Raw genomic sequence first — 18,985 nt, forward strand, 5'->3', positions numbered from 1 at the left:
CTGACAAGATAGAAAGCCGGAACGGTTCGTCCGGCTGGGGGAGAGAGCGCACATGAAGGAACGACTCGCGGCGTTTACAGATCACTACGCCGAACGAAAGGACAGGACGGAATCGGGCGGGGACGAGCGGCGGAGCCTCCGCCATCCGCTCGTTTATCTCGTCGTCGGCGACCGGTCGAAGCAGGCGCTCGAACGCCTGTTCGAGCTGAATCGCACACAGTGGACGCATCCGGAAGGCGTGATGTATGTATATGCGGGGGCTGAGGAGCTGACGGGGCCGGTGGCCGGCCATGCTTTCCAGTGGCAGCCGCCGGTGCCTGCGGATGCGGACGACAAGCGCTCCCTGAGGTCCCGGCTGCCCCAAACGCTGTACGGCAGCGAGGAGAAGCTGCAGGAGTTGAACGGGCTGCTGCGGCGGCTCGTGGGCCGGATCGGGGAAAGCGGACGCTTGTACGCGTCCTTGATGCAGGTGCACGTCGCCGTGATCACGCGCGCGGACGATCCTTGGAACGCCCTGCTTCCCGAATTGACGGTGCTGCTGAAATCGGTCTTCGCCGAAAGCTTCCGCACGGTTTCGGCCGATCTGTTCGCGCTGCTGCGGGAGAAGCAGGCGCACGGCGATTACGCCTACGATGCGGCGCTTGGCGTCAGCTTCCTGCACGAGCTGGACCGCATGCAAAGCCGCTCGTTCCGGTTCGAGGCCGGGCTGCAAGTGACGGCCGACGGCCTCAAGCTGCCGGCGGTCCATCCGCCTTCGCCCTTGTTCGATACGGCTTACATGCTCGGGGACAAGGACGAGCGCGGACGGTTCGCCGAAGACGATACGGCGGTTTGCGCAGAAATTGTCTGCCGGTTAAGTTTCTTGCGCTGCCGCCAGACGGCGGACGCCGAAATCCGGCACAACCCGTACAATCATCAGCTGTTCCGGCAAAATATGATGCCGCCCGGGGCGGCCGAAGCGCACTATGCCTCGGCGGGGCTCGCCAAGGCGACCCGCCCGGACCGGGCGATCGCGCTCACGGTGCTGCTCGCCCTGCACCGCCGCCTGCTCAGGCTGATGCAGGAGAGGGGCGAAGCCGGACAGCGCGAGCTGCTGGAAGCGCTCGGACTCGATGCGGGGCAAGCCGATACGGTCGTGCAAGCCGCCATGGCTCAGCTGCCCGACCCGGTTGAAGAGATGCATGGCTTGCTCTACGAGCCGATGTCCGTCCCGGAGCTGCGGCGCATGACGCTGCGTCAGGCGGAGAGCGCGCTCTTCGGGAGCAACGCCCGTGATTTCTTCGAGCGGCAGAGCGAGCGGCTGCGGGGAGCCTTGTCCGCGGCCAGCCATGCGGAACGGCTTCGCCAAGCCGTAGAGCAGCGGCTGGTGAGCGATCCGCGGTACGGGCTGTGGGCCGTATACCGCTGGACGTCGGCGGATGAGCGCCACGGGTTGACCGGCGCGGTGCGCGAATGGCGGCTGGAGAACGACAGGCGCCTTACGGCGGGGCGCGCGGAGCTGGATGCGCTCTACGAAGAGAGCGCGGACAGGCTGCCCGCCGCCCGCGGCGGCATGCTCGGCCTGTTCGGCGCCAAGCCGAATGTGAAGGCGACGGTCGGCGCGCTGCTGGACCGCGTGTACGGCCTGAAGCGCGAGCTGCTGCGGTTGGAGCTGAAGCGCGAGCTATTGCTGCGTTACGAGCAGCTGCTGGAGGAGACGCACGAACGGCTCAGGCGGTACACGGAGCGCCTTGAGGCGATCGACAAGCGGCTGCAGGAAGCGTGCCGTCTGTGCATCTCCGAGGCGAACGACGAGATGGGCCGCAACGTCGAGGAATACTATGCGCAGGCGGTGGAGGTCATCGCGGCCGAGCTGGAGACGCGTTGGGGAGCCCGATTCGAGTTCGACGAGCGGCGTATGGGTTCCGTGGCGAAGCTCCTGGAACAAGGGGACGAGGCTTATGCGGAGCGGCTGATGCAGGTAGCCCGGAGCGATTGGTTCACTCATTCGCTGTTCGCGCAGCCTTTCGAACAGGAGCTGCTCGAGCGGGCCAACGTGACCGTCAGCTACGAGAACCGGCAGGCGCTGACCAAGGAAGAGCTGTACCGAGATTTATGCCGGGCGCTGGACGAAGAGTCTGCCGTTCGGGTGGACGTGTACCGGTTTACGCATCGTCACCGCTATGAGGAGAGCTACTTGTTCGGCGATGCCGACAGCGAGCTGCTCCGTTATGCGCTGGCGTCCGGGGAACAGGCGCAAACGAAGCTGGGCTGCATGCACGAGCAGCGGCGCAGCGGAGTCGAGAAGCTGCGGATTATGGGCGGTTTCCGCCGGGAGGACTTGATGGTTTACCGGGGCGGCAGGCGATTTTACGAAACGTACCTGCAGAACGGTTACCGGTTCCATAGGCCCGGATGGGAAGCTTCGGAGCCGGAAGCGGCTTCCGGGGCGGACGCCAAGGAAAGAGGGGATAGCCGTTGAAACGGCGCAAATGGAATGGTTTGCTCGTCGGCTTCGCCCTGGCGGGCGGACTGGCAGGCTTTATCGCAGGAGAATGGCTGCTGGGCCGCCTGTCGGGCTCGCTGCACGAAACGCTGCTGATGGGATTGTACTTCGGGCTGTTCGCCCTTCTCGTGACGGCCGGCTGTCTGCTGGCGGAAACGATATCGCCCAAGCTGAACGGCGCAAATTGGCGGCTGCGTTACGCTGCCGAAGGATGGAAGTGGCTGGTGCCCGCTTCCTTCGTCCTGCTGTTTGCCGGCGGCGCGCTGTTCCAGTGGGTATACGGGCTTGATTTCGGACGCAAGGCGGCGCCGAAGGATTACGTGCTGCTTCTCGACATGTCCGAGAGCATGAAGGAGAACGACCCGAACATGCAGAGCCGGATGGCGGCGGCTTCGCTCGTGGCCGAGATGTCGGCGGACAAGCGGGTCGGCGTCGCGATTTTCAATGAAAATACGACATGGCTTCAACCGCTCGTCGGCTTGAAGGACGAGGCGGTCAGACGGGATATTGCGGGCAAATTGGAGGGCGCGCCCGAGCCGGTTGGACAGACCGATATCGGCAAAGCGCTCGGGCAAGCGATCGAGCAGATGAACGTATCGGGAACACCGGCGAACCGCGGAGCGGTCATTCTGATTTCGGACGGGTACAGCGAGACGAATGTCGCTGACGTCACCGCGCCCTATGTGTCGCGGGGCTTTGCGATTCACACCGTCGGCATCGAATCGCCGGGGAACGAAGAGGGCAAACGTCTGCTCTTGCAGCTGGCGGAGGCGACCGGAGGGACGTACCGGCACGCGGAGCAAGCCGAACGGATTCCGGAAGCGATCGGCCATATTTATGCGGCCCAGCAGAACGGGCACTTGCTGGAGGAGCGATCCGGACCGGAGGCCGACAGCGTATATCGCGCGTCGCTCCGCGTTGCGATCATGCTGGTTGTCGGCGGGCTGCTGGGGCTTTCGCTCGGCATCGTGTTCGACAACCGTTACTTGGCGAGAAGCTTCCTGCTCGGCGGGTCGGCGGCCGGTTTGCTGGCGGGACTCGTGCTGGAAGGCGGGCTGCCGACGGACCACCCGGCTTTGACTCGTGCGGCCGCTGACCTCATATTGGCCGTGGTGCTGTCGCTGTCCACCGTCCTGTTTGCGGTGAAGGAAAGCGGCGTCGGAGCGGGCTTGCGCCCGTTCCGGCCGGCATCCGGCTACGGCAGACTGCCGGAGCGAACCGGAACGCAGGGCGAGCGGACCGGCAAACGATTCCGGTAACGGGCTAAAGGAGGAGACGGCCGATGTTGTGGACAACGGCGGAAGAGCGGCATCGCATCATGAAGGCCGCCTCGCGGCTTGCAGAAGGGGAATGTCTGGTGACCTGGCAGTGGCCGGCAGACATTCAATATGTGCAAATTTACAGCTTCGGTCCCGGGGAAGAAGAGTCCGGCGAGCAGCCGGACGAGCGCCGCATGAAGCTGTATACGCGTGAAGAATACAAAGTTCGCGGCGGGTACCGGCTGCCCGCCGATTTCATCGGAGCCCGGTATTTCCGCATCTATCCTTGCTTGATGGAGGAAGGACAGCTGGTGGCGCTGCGCCAAGCGGACGGGGACAATCTCGCCCGCGTCAGCGGGGGGCGCGCCAAAGTCCGCTACTCGATTCAGTACGGACTGGGCTGGTTTGCCAAGCACCGTTCCGTGCGCATCCGGCTGCACTGTGAAATACCGGTTCCGAAGGAAGCGCTCTGTTATGTCAAGAAGCAGGATGCCGTGCCGCTGCACGCGGATGACGGCACAAGGTACCCGCTGCTTCGCGATTTGCCGGCGGGAAGGTCGGAGCTGCCGGAGATCGATGTCGGACGCCGCGATCAGGTGCGGATTTTTTTGACCGACGGAAGAACGTATGGGGACCAATTCGAGGTCGTCCCGGAGTAAGTACACGAAGCTCAGCAGGCTTTGCGTGTAAGCAAACCGGGGAGAAGGAGTTAAGGAGGAACGTGCATGCTGGACTTTTTCAAGAGCATATTCGATAAGAAAGCGCCCGTGAAGGAACGGCCGCCGTATTACAGCATCGTGTGTCCGTACTGCTTTGCCAAATGCGAGCCGTCGGATGTGGTGTTCCGCGCTGCGCACGTCAAGGAGAACGATGACGAGTTCGCCCTGCAGGAGGACGAGCGCCTCAACGCATGGCGCCGCAAGTTCCGGCTCGCCCTGCCCGACATGGAAGCGATCGTCGATCCCGAGTTGATTCCGGAGGAAAACCGGATCTATGCCGGGCAGGTGCTGGTCGCGGTGACGGACCGTTACGGCGTGACGACGCGCCGACGGCTGTGTCCGAGCTGCCACAACGAGCTGCCGATTACGGCCGGGCAGGTGCCGAGCAACATCATCTCGATCGTAGGCGCGTCGCAGGTGGGCAAGTCGGTCTATATGACGTCGCTGATCCATACGCTGCAAACGGAGACAGCGGCGCACTTTCAGGCAGCCTGCATGCCGCTGAGCGCAGACATCTCCCGCAAGTTCCGGCACAATTACCACGAGCCGATCTTTGAGCGCGGCAGCATGCTAGCGTCGACCAACCCGAACGAGCAGCAGGAGCCGTTTATTTTTCAATTCGTGTTCAAGGACGAATCGAAGCCTCCGCTGCTGCTTGTTTTTTTCGATGTGGCGGGCGAAGGCATGGTCGAGCGCGACTACCTGGACATTTATGCGGCGCATATCCAGAACTCGTCGGGTATTTTGTTTCTCGTGGACCCGCTGCAGGTACGCACGATCCGCGACAAAATCCGCCTGAACCTCGGCGGGGAGGAAGGGGAGTTCGCGGGACGATACGACGAGCCCCGGGAAGTCGTCATTTCCCTGTACGAAAACTTCATCTCGCACCAGCAAAGCGGGAAGACGGACATTCCGACGGCCATCGTGCTGACCAAGAGCGATATGCTGCAGTATTTGCAGGAGGAGGACAGCGACTACATCCGGCCGAACAGCAACGTGTTCCGCGATGTGAGGCACCGGGGCTATCTCGACCGTACGGAATTCGAGAATATTAACGGCGAAATCCGGCGTTTCCTCGAAAAGGTGGACCGGCCGTTCAAGGACGCGGTCGACGTTTATTTCCGCAATACGGCATACTTTGCCGTATCGGCGCTCGGTTCGAACCCGGTGAACCGGCGCGTGCATGGCGTGATTAGCCCGATACGGGTGGACGAGCCGTTCATCTGGCTGTTGAACCAGCTCGATTATATCGACAGGAGAGATGCCCCGTGAATGCAAATCCGCATCGCAGCATTCAACAGCATTATTTTACGCGGGAGCGGGAAGGCGTCTTTCGAACGAACGAAGGCTTCGATACGGTAGCCGTGTCGCCCGGTCTTGACCCGGCCTTCATCAAAAACGCGCTGCATCCGTACTGCTTCTACAAGGGTCCTCGCGACCTGCCGGAATCGGGGGACGGGCCATCGGAAGCGGCGTACCCGGCGGCGCTGTCCGTGTATCATGCGGACAACGGCGACCTGGTGATCGGGCAAACGGTCTATACGTCCTCCGATTTCACCGGACAGCGGAGCGCGTTTTTCACCCATCAATACGTCGTGCCTTCCGAACGGAAGGATGAATGGCTGCGCCATCCCGAACGCCTGTTTGCGTTAGGGGGCTTTGCGACTTCCTACGATATCGCGCAGGGCAAAAGCTTGCCGGAGATTCACGATCCATCCGCCGTTTACGGCCATTCGGAAGCGGGGAAGCGGGTGGAGACGGATCGGCTGCTGGCCCGTTTCGGCCTCACGCAAGAGGTGTTCGAACAGCTGCTCGCGTCGCTGATGGTATCCGTAACGAACCGGCGGAAGGTGTACGTCGTGCTGGACGCCGAGGCGGCGCAGGCGGAACCGGACGCCCGGCAGTTGATGAGGCTCCTGTTCGATTGTCTGCCTTACGCGTTCCGGCGACGACTGGGCGTGTTGACCTTTGCGGGAGAACCGGAAGGGAAACAGCATATTCATGTGACGTTTCTGGAGAAAGGGGCGCTGCGCCAAGCAGACCGGCAGCTCGAACGGGACATGCTGTTCGAGCTGTCGGCCGGAAAGACGACGGGGGCCGAGTCGGCAGGGACGGCGCGCAGACTGCTCGATACGATATGGACGCTGCGCAAGGAGCCGGAGCGTTTGCAGGAGCTGTTCGCGTTCTGCGAGGAGGCGCTGCTCGGGCAGGACGCGGTGCAGTCGCTTTCCTTGCCGGCGTACGACGAGCTGTCCGTGCTGTTCGGCATCGAGCAGGGCGAAGACGCCTTGTACGACGCCGACCGAGTCGGCGTGTGGAAGGCGCTCGGCGTATATAGCAGCGGGCCGGGAGCCGGTCGCGGCAAGCCGCGGCTCCGCGAGCTGCTCGTCCGGCTGCTGCGCCTGGAGACTGCCGACGTCAAGCGCATCGCCGACCGGGCGCAGATCGAAGCGATGCTGGGCTGCGAAGCCTGCTTGGAACGCGGCGAACGGGCCCTGCTTTGCCGCGCGCTGGCGTTATACGTGCTGCGGGCGGCGGCAGGCGGGGATATTCGCGCTGCCGCTCCGCTGTTGGAGCCGGTGCAGCAGCGGCCGGAGACGTTCCGGGCCGTATTCCGCGAGCTCTGCGGACTGTCTCCGCGAACGGCCGAGCGCTGCGCAACGTTCGCGCTGGAACGGGCCGAGGGGGCTCGCGCCTTGCAGACGGTGCTGACATTCTGGCTGGCCCATGCGGGTGCGCTGCCGGTGACTTTCCTCGCCGGCGAGACGCTGACAGCCGTCAAGCGGCTGCTCGGCAAGGAATCGCCGGCACGGAAGACCGAGACGGCCTCGGCGCTGTTCCGCTTCTTCGACGAACTGGCCGAACGGGAAGGCCTGCAGCGTTACGTGGATTACGGAGAGCTGATGAAGCTGGAAATTCAGCTGGGGTTGCTGGAAGAGGTGCCACTAAGCGAGCTGGGGGCGGACGATTTGGTCCGATTGGGCTTCATGCTGGACCCGCCGGCTCCTGAGCTTCTGCCTCACCTGACGAAGGGCCATCGGCTGACGCTCGAATTGTGGGCGGCGGTGTACCGCGTGCTGACCCTGGAACGCGGCGGTGAGGCCAAAGCGGAGGCCTGGCTTGCCAAGCTTGGACCGCTGGAATTGGAACGGGCGCAAGCCTTCCTTCGCAGCGCGTGGGACGACGGCCTGTCACGCTCCGTATTTTCACGCATCGCCTTCGGCTTCTATCAGGGCGGAGACGGGGTGTCCGGAAGCCGCGGATCGTACGATTTCGATTCCTTGCTCGATTACTTGGCGGCACAAGGCGGCAAAGAGACGGTGTACGATTTCATCGAGTGGAGCGCTGCGGAAGAACGCTTCCCGGGAGCGCGGGGCGGAATCGATCCGCATTACCGGGCTGCGCTGAACCGCTATTTCGACCGGTTCGACAAGGGGGCGCTGCGTCAGAAGCAGGTCCGGCAGCGGCTGATGGCCGTGCCGAATGCTGCACTTGCCGCGCTGTTCCGCGATATCCGGCAGCGGCAGGCTCCCGCGTGGCAGCGTTTCGCGCTGCGCAGGAAGAAATCGACGCTGCTTGCGGCGATTGTCGGGACGGCAGCGTTGATCACGCTGCTTCTCGCCTGGAAGCCGGTCGTGGCGTTCTTCATCGAGCCGATTCCGGAGCTTCAAGTCGATGAGCTGCCGGAGCGGACGACATCAGGCATTGTGACGCTGAAGGCGCAAGCCACGGATGGTTACGACCGCTCGCCGGGCATTTATATCAATGGCGAGCTGGCCGGCAAGAGCAGCGTCAGTCGAGACATTGTGCTCTCGTCCGGCTCGAACGTCATTACCGTGAGGGCGGAAAACAAGTACGGCGGCAGCAGCGAGCCGGTTCAGAAGACGATCGTGCTGGAGTCGCCGATCGGTCCTAAGCTGCCTGCCGCTCCGCCGAGCGGCATCAACAGCGGCGGCCGGTAGGACGGTATGACAAGAAGGGGCTGCGCGAGCGGCCCCTTCTTGTCACTGCTATCGGTCCTGTTAAACACCGTCTTTTTGTGTGACGGTGTCAAGTAATAGCTGAGTTCCTGCTTCAGCTAATTTTCAAAATGGGTTTGATAGCTACCCCTTTTTTTGAATCTTCAAATGCATCATTAATTTGAGTGAAATCATAGAACTTGACCAATTTATCAAATGGAAACATTCCTTTTTTGTAGTACTCAACCAATTCAGGAATGAACAATTGAGGTACAGCGTCGCCTTCAATGACTCCTACCATTGTTTTTCCTTCTGCCATAATTTCTTCATGAACATTGATATTCATCTCAGGGGTGACCCCTACAATCGCTAGTTGACCAAGCGGACGCAGTGCTTGCAGACCTTGACGCACCACAATAGGAACACCTGTAGTGTCAATGCCATAGTGGGTTCCACCTTTGGTAACTTCCTTGATCTCTTTAACAACGTCCGCATGTTTACTGTTGATTACATAGGTAGCTCCCAATTCTTTAGCAAGCTCCAAGCGGCTTTCATGGATATCAATGGCAATTATATGTTTACATCCAACTATTTTAGCTGCCATGATAGCACTCAAACCTACCGCACCCGTACCATAAATAGCAATAGAACTGCCAAAAGGCGGTCTTAGTTTGTTTAACACGGTTCCACTACCTGTTTGAATACCGCAGCCTAAAGGGCCTAATAAGGCTATATCAACATCTTTGTCCACTTTTACTACGTTTCTCTCATTTGCTATGGCATAAGTACCGAATGAAGACTGTCCAAAAAATGTAGAAAGTTCATGATGATGTTGATGTAAACGGTGTGTACCATCTTCCATTTTGCCGCCAAAGTTTAATGCGTTAAAGTCCACACAAACAGATGGATGGCCTGTCAAACAATTTTCACAGTGCCCGCAAGATGCATAAGATAATACAACATGATCTCCTGGTTGGACGGTTCTGACACCTTCCCCTACTTTTTCTACAATCCCGGAACCCTCATGTCCAAATACGGCTGGAAATGGGGATAACCCTATATCGCGAGCAACTGCATCCGTATGACATACACCAGAAGCAACAACTTTAATTAGTACCTCATTTGCCTTAGGATCGGATATTTCCACTTCTTCAATTTTAAATTCTTCTCCCATACTATGAGTAACTGCAGCTTTTATTTTCATTTTTTTCCCTCCTGAAATTCATATTTCATTAAATAAGGAACATAGGGTAACCAAAACCGGCATTCAAGATTTCATTCAAAAATGATTATGTCCTTCTTAAAGTCGTTTGATACTTATTGAACCAGCTTTTTTCTTAAGCGATCTTGAAAATCTCTCATAGCAGAGACTACCCGGTATTTCCAAGGATTCTATGAAAACTCGAAATGTTCTGTGACCCATAACGATCATGTTTCTGTTCGGCATGTTTATTATTGCTCTTTTAACATACATCAGTAATAACAACAAGAGAAAGTAAAAACCCACCCCAAGTTTGGCAACGCGGAAGGTGGGTCTTTGTCTTTTGAGAGCTCAGAAGGGAATCCCATCCAAGCCAATTGTACGAGGCCAAGTGTTAGCAGCACTTGGTCTTTATTAAATAAATCATAACATATGATGAGCATCCCAGCAATTATTAGTTACCATGACCGAACAACGGATTATTGTAGATGATGCAGCGGACTGAATCGGGGCTCTCGCTGCGATGATGTTCGACCGATGTGTTTGTCATCTTCCGCCTCATGCGGACAATTGAATAATCAATTCCATTGCTTCTTACTTAGAATTGCGATAAGATTAGAATAATTATAAATAGTGAGATTCATTTCGCGGACAATAAAAAAATTTACGCGCGTCGAGACTAAAGGAGAGTGCATCCATGATGGTATTGGAACAACTCGACAAAATCAATCGGCAGTTGAGGAGCAGCAACTATAAATTAACCCCCCAGCGCGAAGCGACGGTTCGGGTTTTATTGGAGAATGAGCAGGAACATCTGAGCGCCGAGGATGTGTATATGCTCGTGAAAGACAAATATCCCGATATCGGCCTGGCTACTGTATACCGGACGTTGGAGCTGCTGGCCGAGCTTCATATCGTGGAGAAGATGAACTTCGGAGACGGGGTTGCCCGCTTCGACCTCCGCAGCGAAGAACATACGCATATGCACCATCATTTGATTTGCACGGTATGCGGGGCGCTCAAGGAAATCAAAGACGATTGGCTGCTTGAATTGGAGAATCGACTTCAACAAGAATATGGCTTTAAAGTAACGGATCATCGTCTCGACTTCATGGGCACCTATCACACCTGCAAAAGTAGCGAATGTAAAAGAGCAAGCAAGGCAATATCTTAAAATGCCTTGCTGACGGGGAGTCTTTCGATCTTGGAAAGACTTCTTTTTGTTGTGCAGGAGAAGACCCGCCTGCATAACCGTTGCGAAGTTACCGGAAGACCGAGAGGATCTATGGAGCTGGCAAAATCAGCCTAAACTCGTCGGCGAGGTAAAAACTTCAAGCTTCGCAGTTGACTGGCCGTTAAGGTTAAGGTATGATGTGAAGTAATCGTAAAAATTACAAATATTATTGTCGTGAACGGCCCCGGTCCAAGTTGTAGTGACAAAAATGCTAACATCCGGTCAGGGAATTGTGCCCTAACCCTGCGTGCTGGGTTTATAGCGGTTTACATGGGGGGGTGTGATATTGAAGAAGAGCACACAAAACGATGATGAGACGATCATTAGTCATCACTCCCAGACACAATGGCAACGCCGGGAACAGGAATTGGCCTGTTGGGTGCAGCGGGCGAAGCCAAGAAAGCGTCCCAAACAAACCGTTATTTTGGGGAACACCCCGGTCGATGCCGAACTGCTTATGGCTCTTACCCTCCTTAAGCGGACGCGCATCCAGACGGAATTTTCTTGCGCGGGCGTAAGTTTATTGGATGAACCTGAAGATCATTCGCTCTATGCGTATATAACCATCACCGGCTCGGCGACAGCGGATCGATTCGTACAGCTGGCCCTGACACGGATGAGACACCGTCTGCTTGTAACATGGGAGCCGCGCCGGAACCGGTACGATCTTTCTTCATTTTTTATCGGACACAACCGTTCTTTCTGCTTGCTGATGCAACGATGCGCGGAAATATTCGCTGAGCTTGAGGACGAGCAATCAAGGTAATTGGCAACTGTAGAGGAGGTGAACAGGATGAGGGTAATCGTAACATTGGCTTGCACGGAAACGGGAGATCGTAACTATACGACGACAAAAAACAAAAAGAATCAAACCGGACGATTGGAAATGCGCAAATATTGTCCGCGTCTCCAAAGACACACCTTACATCGGGAAACCAGATAAACATATTTCCTTGACTTCTCAAAAATGTTTGTATATCATAAACGTACGCTTAATTTCCGGTTTTCGAATCGGAAAGCGGGGGAACCAATGTAATTGGGGCGAATCATGTAACGATGTAGGGAACCATCTTTCCCGAGCCCGGCAGCTAACCTCGTCAGCAGGAGATGGGTCAAGTTTCTACATGCATTAACCTGCATCTATTGACCCGAGATCAGGGTCTTTTTGTTTGTTTGAAGACCCTTCGAATGACGATCGGTTATCGCCATGCTGCGATATCGTTCGTCTCGAATCGGGTCTTTTTGTTTTACTTGTTAAAAGAAAGCACAAATCGTTTATTCCAGGAAAAGGAGGGAACAGATCAGGTCTGTGGTTTGAAAAAACTCGTAGTAGGAGGAGCAAATATGACACAGCCGAAATATATAACGGATATTGATAAGATACTGGAAATTCCTGAGGATGAAAGAAAGAAGCTTAAACCGATTACAGATAAGTTTGTATTTCGGGTGAACGACTATTATTTGAACCTGATTGATTGGGACGATCCTGAAGATCCGATCCGAAAGCTGGTCATCCCTAATGAAGGGGAGTTATCCGAATATGGGCGCTGGGATGCCTCCGATGAGGATACCAATTACGTAGTGCCGGGCTGCCAGCACAAATATCGGACTACGGCTCTCTTGCTGGTTTCTGAAGTATGCGGTGCATACTGCCGATATTGTTTCCGGAAGCGACTCTTTCGCAATGACGTTCATGAAGCGACGAAAGATATGGATCCCGGTCTAGCCTACATTGCGAGTCATCCGGAAATTAACAACGTGCTGCTTACCGGAGGAGATAGCTTGATTCTGGCAACAGCCAAATTGGAAAGCATCCTGAGCCGGTTAAGAGAAATCGACCATGTTAAAGTTATACGGCTCGGTTCGAAAATACCTGTTTTTAATCCGATGCGGATTTATGAAGACGAACGATTGCTGGAAGTCATCCGCCGTCATTCAAGCGTAAACCAGCGGATTTATGTGATGGCGCATATCAATCATCCTCGCGAGATTACCGCCGAAGCCAAGAAAGGCTTTGAAGCTCTTCATCAAGCCGGCGCTATTGTTGTCAATCAGACGCCTATTCTTAGAGGGATCAACGATAACCCCGAACGATTGGCAGAGCTGCTGGATAAGCTGTCATGGGCCGGCGTAACCCCCTATTATTTCTTCGTCAATCGTCCGGTGGCCGGCAATCGCGAGTTCGTTCTGCCGCTGCAGCAAGTGTACCGAATCGTGGAAGAAGCCAAGGCGCGCACTTCAGGCTTAGGTAAAAGGGTGCGTCTATCCATGAGTCACACCTCCGGCAAAATCGAAATTCTGGCTATTGATAACGGAAAGGCCTATCTGAAATATCACCAGTCGCGGGATAACGAATACGGCAAGTTCATGGTGTTGGATTGCCCTGAAGATGCGGCATGGTTCGATGATCTGCCAGGTAGCGATCAATATTGGCAGAAGCCCCAAAAGAAAACCGATGAAGTTATTTCGGTGAATGAGCTCCCTGATCTGCCGCGAGCGCATGCTAGATGAACAACCACATAAGTCATGTAATAAAGCATCGCTGTGCTATATTCTAACTTGATATAAACAGGATAATAGGATAAGATCTTAATTAATTACAACTGAAAACCTGTGGGAACAAGGTGCTCTAGCTATAGCTAAAGCTTAATAGGGAAGTCCGGTGCAAAGCCGACGCGGTCCCGCCACTGTAACGGAGGAGTCTCAGCTATACTGCCACTGATCTTGATAAACGTGGATCGGGAAGGCCGCTGATGATGTGAATTCCGGAGCCAGGAGACCTGCCTGTTCTGACAACACTGCTTCAACCTACGGAAGATAGGAAAGTGTTAATGACGGGCCGCTGCTTGTTCGCATGCAATCATAGGCATCTTTTCCTTCTTTTTGTTGAGGTGAAGATGTCTTTTTTGCATGGTTTTTCATTTGGATCATCCTATGTGGAGTGAATCCGGCTTCACTACATCCTATTTTAGAAGAGGAGATGTGCAAAATGACGGCAGTACTGGCTAAAGGACCATTCCGGGCAGATCATGTAGGTAGTTTTTTAAGACCGGAGCGACTTAAACAAGCGCGTTTACAAAAGCAAAATGGGGAAATTACAGCAGAGCAATTGCGTATCATTGAAGATGAAGAAATCGTCCGGCTTGTTGACATGCAAAAAAAATTGGGCTTGGCCGCTGTGACGGACGGTGAGTTTCGACGCGCTTGGTGGCATTTCGATTTTCTATCGCAGCTTGTTGGTGTTGAGCTCTATGAAACGGAGCAAGGGATTCAATTTCAGGGTGTTCAAACCAAAGCTCACGGAGTGAAAGTAACAGGTAAAGTAGATTTTCATAACCATCCTATGATCGAGGATTATAAATTCCTTCATCAAATTGCAGGCAATCATGTTGCTAAATTTACAATTCCTAGTCCGAACATGTTATTTTTTAGAGGGCATATTGAAGAAGACGTTTATCCGAATTATGATGAATTTTTTAATGATTTGATCACAGCTTATCAAAAAGCGATTCAGGCTTTCTACGATGCCGGTTGCCGCTATTTACAATTGGATGATACCTCGTGGTCCGTATTTTTCTCCGAGAAAGGTCAGGAACAAATTGCGGCAAGAGGCTTTTCTGCGGAACAATTAGCACAGCTGTTCACCAGGGCTATTAACGAATCGATAGCCAATAAGCCGGAAGATATGAAGATTACGATGCACATATGCAGGGGCAATTTTAAATCTACTTATGTGGCCAGTGGCGGGTATGATCGCGTATCCGAATTTATTTTTGGCAAACTCAAGGTAGACGGACTGTTTTTAGAATTTGATGATGAGCGATCCGGCGGATTTGAACCTTTACGTCATGTAAATAGAAAGGATATCCAACTTGTATTAGGATTAATCACGTCCAAATTCGGTGAACTGGAAAATCCGGAGCGTATCAAAGCAAGAATTCATGAAGCTGCCCAGTATGTAAGCTTGGATCAGCTCTGCTTAAGCCCCCAATGCGGTTTTGCTTCAACGGAAGAAGGCAATCTTCTCACGGAAGAGGAGCAGTGGGACAAAATACGTCTTGTCGTTAATATTGCACAAGACGTTTGGAATTAATACGGGAATGGTGTGACAAAACCTTGAGAAATCAAGGTTTTTTATTTTTTTCCAAATAATAGTCCGGTTGAGGAGTCAACCGTCAATCATAATTTTTATCTCTTTAACGAAAAATAAATAACAATAATTTTAAATTAAGGAGTCCGATAATGCGATGTTGAAAATTTTGCTTTCTTTGGCTTACTTGATCATCGTTATTTCTTTGATCGCTTCCATTGTATTGATCCGGAGGCAGCGAACCAAAGAAATGGATAAAGGAGTGAATCCCACTTCAGTCAAGCATTACTTCATCGCTAACCCCATGATGATAGCTTATGTGCTGTTTCCGATTGTTCTTGCGATCGGAGCCGCTATTTGGATGTATTATTTTTATTAACGCGGAGGACTAACATGGAGAGAAATAAGTATTATGTATCGGTTCAATCCAGGTCGATCATGTCTAATCAAGGCGATGCCGCCTATGAATTAGAAATCGAGGCAACCGACGAAGAAATTAAGCAGCTTCAGGAGTTGTTTGAAGTCGAGGAAGATTTCGAGATAGACACTTTTTGGAGAGCGCATGCGGCAGGCATTCCTTATCATTACGACCAGGCCAACGTCGGATACGATATGGCCTTACAAGAAATCTATCGAAAAATTCACGCTCTAGGGACGAAGGAAACGAAAGATCAAATTGAAAAAATGCAAATTTTGAATCAATCTTTAACCGGAAAGAGGGACTAGGGTCCCTCTTTTTTAGTCAGGAAAGCGTTAAAAACAAGCAGTAGACTCTATTCCGGAATATCCGGAAAAAGGTCTATTTTTTTTGCACATATGATTTTACAAACGATTTCAATGTAATAAAAAATGACACAATATTTATAATCAATCGTTTTTTGTTAAAAAGACACAATAAAAATCCCCATTAATTGTTGAATGATGATAATGAAATCAGGTTTTTTACGTCATATAATATAACAATAAGGGACGGGGATCATACAATAACAACCTTTTCCCAAACATTTGTTAAGTTATATATCATCGTTTAAGCAGGGAGAAAGGGATGTGATTTTATGCAAGTGGAAGCGAACCCGTACAACTGGCCGTTTGACGGGAAGATTGTGCCGGAGAAAACGGCGCTTGTCATCATCGATATGCAAATCGATTTTTGTGGAAAAGGGGGGTATGTGGATCGGATGGGCTATGACATTTCCTTGACGGCAAGAGCCATTCAGCCTATTCAAGCGCTGTTGGAGAGGGTACGGAAAATTCCAGGTTTTACGGTCATTCATACGCGGGAAGGGCATAAGCCCGATCTCTCCGATCTTCCTGCGAACAAAAGATGGCGAAGTAAACAGATTGGTGCGGAGATCGGTTCTCCCGGGCCCGCGGGCCGTATTCTTGTTCGGGGGGAGCCGGGCTGGAACATTATTGAAGAACTAAAGCCTTTGGAAGGGGAACCGGTGATCGACAAGCCCGGCAAAGGAAGTTTTTATGCGACGGACCTGGATTTGATTTTGAAAAACAAAGGCATTACACATTTGATTTTAACTGGCATTACCACCGACGTATGTGTGCATACGACGATGCGGGAAGCGAACGACAGAGGGTATGAATGTTTGATTTTGGAAGATTGCACCGGGGCGACGGATATCGGCAATCATCAGGCGGCTCTCAAAATGGTAACGATGCAGGGTGGGGTTTTCGGCAGTGTATCCGACTCTTCCCGGGTGCTGAAAGCGTTGGAGCATTTCTAAACGGACAATTCGGCTATCTATCGTTGAGGAGGACATCACATGATCACGGGAAATGAAACCAAAGTTATTGTTGGCGATGAGATGGAATGGGAGCTAATGCCCAACCACAGAGAGCTGTATCACCGGGAAATCTTGAATGCACAGCAGGCGGACGGGCTGGGAATAAGGACCAGCTCCATCCTCTGGGAAAAAATCGGTCCGGGCGGACAGGTGCTCCCGCATTATCATGATGTAGCGGAAATCATCCATATTACGGTTGGGAAAGTAAAGCTGCTGTGTAATGGGGAGTGGAAAAACTATCAGGCCGGGGATACCTTTCACGTTCCGGCAGGAACCGTACACTCCGTACTTAACGACGATATCGTTCCGTCGGAGCAAATCAGTATCTTCCTGCCGGTTGAGGAAGCTGTGCCGCCGAATCAATTTTTTAACACGCACTTGGTAAAGGATGTTACCAAAAAGGATGGTGATAATGGATGAACACCCGCATGCTTCCGAGAGAATTGTCGATTTCTTGGTTACGGGAAATGTATCAAAACAATGTTTGGAGTCCTGAAGAAGTTGTGAATGAAATTATAAACCGGGCCGCCGAAGATGCGGAAATGAATATATGGATTACGCCGCCCAGCATGAAGATGATTCAGCCTTACTTGGACCGTCTGAAGCTTCTGGACAAGGGACTAGCGCCGCTGTGGGGGATTCCTTTTGCGATCAAAGACAATATTGACTTGGCGCATGTACCGACAACGGCGGGTTGCCCGGATTTTGAATATACGCCGACAGAACATGCGACCGTTGTAGAACGATTAATTGAAGCTGGAGCTATTCCCGTCGGCAAAGCGAACCTGGATCAATTCGCAACCGGTTTGGTGGGAGTAAGAAGTCCTTACGGCGAGACAAAAAACGCCTTGCGTGGAGAACTGATCAGCGGGGGTTCAAGCTCAGGTTCCGCAGTTGCTGTAGCGCGCGGCCATGCAGCTTTCGCTCTGGGGACGGATACTGCGGGGTCGGGACGTGTACCGGCTGCCTTGAACAGGCTTGTCGGTTATAAGCCGACGCTGGGAGCGTGGTCGACAAAAGGCGTTGTTCCGGCCTGCGCCGGCTTGGACTGTGTTTCGGTGCTTGCGCACAGTTTGGAAGACGCGCTCGCGGTAGATGCTGTAGCGCGGGGCGTTGATCATGCGAGTCCTTGGTCACGAAGCTTTCCGGCTCCGACGCCTGCGCTCCCTCGAAAAATTTATTTGCCTAAAGAGCCGCTGAATTTTTTCGGAACCTTTGCGAACGAGTACAGCCAAGCTTGGGATTTGGCTGTAGAAAGATTGAAGAAGCTGGGCATCCCCGTCGAATATACGGATACAAGCAAGCTATCTCAAACGTCGGCGCTGTTGTACGACGGACCGTTTGTCGCTGAGCGGTGGGCCGGATTAGGCGATTTCGTCGAAGCGCATCCGGGCAGCGCTCTGCCGGTGACGGAACAAATTTTGCGCTCAGGTGCGACAACGGATTACAGTGCCGCTTCGTTGTTTAAAGCCTGGCATACGCTGCAGGCCCATAAGCTTGAAGTAAGAAGATGGTTGGCAGACGCCGTTCTGATCTTGCCGACTTGCGCAGGGACATGGACTCTTCAAGAAGTAAGGAACAACCCGATTACGGCAAACAGTGCTATGGGGCTTTATACCAATCATTGTAACTTGCTTGATCTTTGTGCGGTTGCTGTGCCGGCGGAAGACGCCGCGCCGAATACACCGTTTGGAATCACAATGTTTGCGCTCGCGGAGAACGAAGCGCTGATATGCGGCGCCGCTGCTTGTTTTGCCGATTCCTCTGCCAATCTGGCAGGAGTTGACTTGACGACGGAGTTGAAACCCGTGTCCCGGGATATGGTTCCTGTCGCCGTTTGCGGCCTTCATATGCGCGGGTATCCGTTGGAAAAGCAAATGAAGGAGTTTGGTGCGCGTTTTGTACGTGATGCCGCAACGGCGGCGAAATATCAAATGATCAAGCTGCCGACGGATCCTGCCAAACCGGGTTTGATCAGGAAGGAGCAGGGAGGGGCTTCCATTCGATTGGAATTGTGGGAAATGCCCACGGACCGTTTCGGTGCTTTTGCCGCAGCCATACCTGCTCCGCTTGGGATCGGGAAAATCGAGCTGCTGGATGGAGTGGAGGTTCCAGGATTCATTTGCGAAGCTTATGCCGCGGCAGAGGCCGTAGATATAACGAGCTATGGAGGTTGGCGTAATGCCGTTGAAGCGGTATAGCTGCGGGAATGGATGGATAGGAGCGGCAGTTTTTGCCG

Annotated in this window: 17 protein-coding genes and 2 riboswitches; of the genes, 16 read left to right on the top strand and 1 reads right to left on the bottom strand. The window is 53.6% G+C overall.

Annotated elements, in window-relative coordinates; all coding sequences use genetic code 11:
* Nucleotides 1–52: 52 nt before the first annotated feature.
* From JMF85_RS16155 to JMF85_RS16175, 5 genes are all read left to right on the top strand, one after another.
* Entirely contained in the window at nt 53–2,461 is a 2,409-nt protein-coding gene (locus JMF85_RS16155; protein WP_201318517.1) for a hypothetical protein, read from the top strand.
* Nucleotides 2,458–3,744: a vWA domain-containing protein gene (locus JMF85_RS16160; RefSeq protein WP_127604310.1), complete on the top strand. Its 1,287-nt coding sequence runs from the start codon at nt 2,458–2,460 to the stop codon at nt 3,742–3,744. The genes JMF85_RS16155 and JMF85_RS16160 overlap by 4 nt, the downstream gene beginning before the upstream one ends.
* Before the next feature lie 23 nt (nt 3,745–3,767).
* Nucleotides 3,768–4,403, top strand: coding sequence for a hypothetical protein (locus JMF85_RS16165; protein ID WP_201318518.1), 636 nt, complete (start codon nt 3,768–3,770; stop codon nt 4,401–4,403).
* 66 nt (nt 4,404–4,469) lie between these two features.
* Entirely contained in the window at nt 4,470–5,735 is a 1,266-nt protein-coding gene (locus tag JMF85_RS16170) for a TRAFAC clade GTPase domain-containing protein (RefSeq protein ID WP_127604306.1), read from the top strand.
* On the top strand, nt 5,732–8,425 hold the full coding sequence (locus JMF85_RS16175; protein WP_201318519.1) for a GAP1-N2 domain-containing protein: 2,694 nt from the start codon (nt 5,732–5,734) through the stop codon (nt 8,423–8,425). The genes JMF85_RS16170 and JMF85_RS16175 overlap by 4 nt, the downstream gene beginning before the upstream one ends.
* Before the next feature lie 112 nt (nt 8,426–8,537).
* Here JMF85_RS16175 and JMF85_RS16180 read toward each other — a convergent pair whose 3' ends face one another.
* A complete protein-coding gene (locus JMF85_RS16180; RefSeq protein ID WP_155614300.1) occupies nt 8,538–9,626 on the bottom strand; it encodes an NAD(P)-dependent alcohol dehydrogenase in 1,089 nt (362 codons plus the stop codon).
* Nucleotides 9,627–9,867: 241 nt separating this feature from the next.
* On the opposite strand from JMF85_RS16180, the gene JMF85_RS28085 reads away from it, so the two are divergent.
* The 11 genes from JMF85_RS28085 (at nt 9,868) to atzF (ending at nt 18,947) form a co-directional block, all read left to right on the top strand.
* The gene (locus JMF85_RS28085; protein WP_236595876.1) at nt 9,868–9,921 is read left to right on the top strand and encodes a putative holin-like toxin; all 54 of its coding nucleotides are present in this window, start codon (nt 9,868–9,870) and stop codon (nt 9,919–9,921) included.
* A 399-nt stretch (nt 9,922–10,320) separates the two neighbouring features.
* Nucleotides 10,321–10,797, top strand: a complete 477-nt coding sequence (gene fur, locus JMF85_RS16185; protein WP_054796706.1) for a ferric iron uptake transcriptional regulator — start codon at nt 10,321–10,323, stop codon at nt 10,795–10,797.
* A gap of 340 nt (nt 10,798–11,137) precedes the next feature.
* Nucleotides 11,138–11,623, top strand: coding sequence for a hypothetical protein (locus JMF85_RS16195; RefSeq protein ID WP_372813713.1), 486 nt, complete (start codon nt 11,138–11,140; stop codon nt 11,621–11,623).
* Between the two features lie 27 nt (nt 11,624–11,650).
* A complete protein-coding gene (gene rpmG, locus JMF85_RS16200) occupies nt 11,651–11,800 on the top strand; it encodes a 50S ribosomal protein L33 (protein WP_127604297.1) in 150 nt (49 codons plus the stop codon).
* Between the two features lie 36 nt (nt 11,801–11,836).
* Nucleotides 11,837–11,976, top strand: a riboswitch (cyclic di-AMP (ydaO/yuaA leader).
* A gap of 225 nt (nt 11,977–12,201) precedes the next feature.
* A complete protein-coding gene (locus JMF85_RS16205; RefSeq protein WP_201318529.1) occupies nt 12,202–13,368 on the top strand; it encodes a KamA family radical SAM protein in 1,167 nt (388 codons plus the stop codon).
* Between the two features lie 93 nt (nt 13,369–13,461).
* Nucleotides 13,462–13,659, top strand: a riboswitch (cobalamin riboswitch).
* 187 nt (nt 13,660–13,846) lie between these two features.
* Nucleotides 13,847–14,950 carry a 5-methyltetrahydropteroyltriglutamate--homocysteine S-methyltransferase gene (locus tag JMF85_RS16210; RefSeq protein ID WP_127604295.1) on the top strand — a complete coding sequence of 368 codons (1,104 nt, stop codon included), beginning with the start codon at nt 13,847–13,849 and terminating at the stop codon, nt 14,948–14,950.
* A gap of 154 nt (nt 14,951–15,104) precedes the next feature.
* Nucleotides 15,105–15,326, top strand: coding sequence for a hypothetical protein (locus tag JMF85_RS16215; protein WP_054796705.1), 222 nt, complete (start codon nt 15,105–15,107; stop codon nt 15,324–15,326).
* 14 nt (nt 15,327–15,340) lie between these two features.
* A complete protein-coding gene (locus JMF85_RS16220; RefSeq protein ID WP_127604293.1) occupies nt 15,341–15,673 on the top strand; it encodes a hypothetical protein in 333 nt (110 codons plus the stop codon).
* 329 nt (nt 15,674–16,002) lie between these two features.
* Complete coding sequence (gene biuH / locus JMF85_RS16225; RefSeq protein ID WP_127604291.1) at nt 16,003–16,686, top strand: biuret amidohydrolase; 684 nt, start codon at nt 16,003–16,005, stop codon at nt 16,684–16,686.
* A gap of 39 nt (nt 16,687–16,725) precedes the next feature.
* Entirely contained in the window at nt 16,726–17,166 is a 441-nt protein-coding gene (locus JMF85_RS16230) for a cupin domain-containing protein (protein WP_127604289.1), read from the top strand.
* Nucleotides 17,163–18,947, top strand: coding sequence for an allophanate hydrolase (atzF, locus tag JMF85_RS16235; RefSeq protein ID WP_201318520.1), 1,785 nt, complete (start codon nt 17,163–17,165; stop codon nt 18,945–18,947). The genes JMF85_RS16230 and atzF overlap by 4 nt, the downstream gene beginning before the upstream one ends.
* Nucleotides 18,948–18,985 lie beyond the last annotated feature (38 nt).

The organism is Paenibacillus sp. EPM92 (assembly GCF_016586185.1).
GTDB lineage: Bacteria > Bacillota > Bacilli > Paenibacillales > NBRC-103111 > Paenibacillus_G > Paenibacillus_G validus.